Raw genomic sequence first — 1757 nt, forward strand, 5'->3', positions numbered from 1 at the left:
CCGTTATTCCGCACCAATATTCGGATTTAGAACTGTCCAATAAATGAGCGATTGATCGCCAATTTACCGATTACCTCTTGACGCCGATCCCCGATCTTGATCTATTACTCTCTTTTGAGAGTCCAAAACCATGCCTACACCTTCCTACCAGATAAAAAACCTCGACCATCTTGGCCTCGTTGCAGGTATGTGCCGAGAGTTAGAAATTGCCGAGATGATAGATGCGGTCGTTCCTAAGCAGCATGATTGCCATGTCACTCATGGTCAGGCATTGGTGGCAATGTTGTTGAATGGGCTGGGGTTTCACAGTCGCACTCTGCATATGTACAGTGACTTTTTTGCCACCAAGCCTACTGAGCGCCTGATTGGTGAAGGGATAAAGCCCGAGCATCTGAACGATGATGTGCTGGGCCGCTGCCTGGATGCCCTGTTTGAAGCTGATGTCTCCATGCTTTATCAGGTAATGGCTGAACGGGTGGTGAAGAAACTGGGGCTCAGGGGCGATGCCGTACACCTGGATATCACCAGTTTCCATGTGGACGGTGACTATGACCACGAAGATGAAGGCCGTTTGCAACTCGTCAAAGGCTACAGCCGGGACCATCGCCCAGAACTGAATCAGGTGATACTGGAGCTGATTTGCGAAAACCAGGCGGGTATTCCGGTCTACATGCAGGCCATGAATGGCAATACCAATGACCAAAAAGCCTTTGCCGAAATAGCAAAAAACCATATTAGTTGCTTAAAGGCAGCACAGAACAGCCGTTACTTCGTGGGCGATGCCGCACTCTACACCGCTGATACATTGATAGCCCTGAAACAACAAGGACAATTGTTTGTCAGCCGCGTACCCATGACCCTGAACGAAGCCAAAACACGGGTCCGGAGCTTGTCAGTCGACGATTTGACCGACATGGGAAATGGCTACGCCGGCCAGTGGCAAAGTGTGACCTATGCCGGTGTTAAACAACGTTGGCTGTTGGTCAGAAGTGAACAGGCCTACCAGCGCGAAAGCCATACGCGGGAAAAGCACCTGGCCCGGGACACCCAGGCTGAACTGAAGCGTTTTGATAAATTATGCAAACAGGCCTTTGCCTGTGAAGCCGATGCACAGCAGGCACTTGAGGCCTTTAGCAAAGACCTCTGCCTGCTTGAAATTGACCAGCCGAAGATTAAAAAGCGCCCCAGTTTCAAAGGCAAAGGCCGCCCGAAAAAAGACCAGCAACCAGATGGCTATGTGTATCACATTCAGGGCCACGCCATAACCTCGCTGGAGAAGGTCGCCAACGTCAGAGCTCAGACGGGGGTCTTCATCCTGGCCACCAATGACCTGACTGAGCGACTGGATATGCAGGGATTACTGGATACCTACAAATCCCAGCAAAGTGTGGAGCGCGGATTTCGTTTTCTGAAAAGCCCGGAATTCCTGACCTCCTCGCTGTTTCTGAAAAAACCGGAGCGCATCGAAGCCCTGCTGATGGTGATGACCTGCAGCCTGATGATTTATGCCGCCCTGGAGCACCGTATTCGTGAGCAGCTTAAAGCCCAGGACAAACACATTCTGGATATGAAAAACAAGCCCACCCAAAAGCCCACAGCCCGCTGGGTGTTTCTGCGCTTCGATGGGATACATGAACTGCACATCAACGAGGCCATACCCATCATTACCGGTCTCAACGAACAACAGCAGATTGTGTTACAGGTGCTCGGAAAACGGTATCTGGAGATTTATTCCTGATGTCGGTGCGGAAAGTCGG

Annotated in this window: 1 protein-coding gene; it reads left to right on the plus strand. The window is 51.1% G+C overall.

All coding sequences use genetic code 11. The features are described 5' to 3' along the window. The first annotated feature begins 130 nt into the window (after window positions 1-130). Window positions 131-1738, plus strand: coding sequence for an IS1634 family transposase (locus DEU29_RS13895; RefSeq protein ID WP_133541005.1), 1608 nt, complete (start codon window positions 131-133; stop codon window positions 1736-1738). Window positions 1739-1757: the final 19 nt, after the last annotated feature.

It is taken from the genome of Idiomarina aquatica (assembly GCF_004362895.1).
Taxonomy (GTDB): Bacteria; Pseudomonadota; Gammaproteobacteria; order Enterobacterales; family Alteromonadaceae; genus Idiomarina.

Bases quoted from the DNA above. Each gene is read 5' to 3' on its own strand.
- DEU29_RS13895 (WP_133541005.1), top strand. From the start codon at position 131: ATGCCTACACCTTCCTACCAGATAAAAAACCTCGACCATCTTGGCCTC.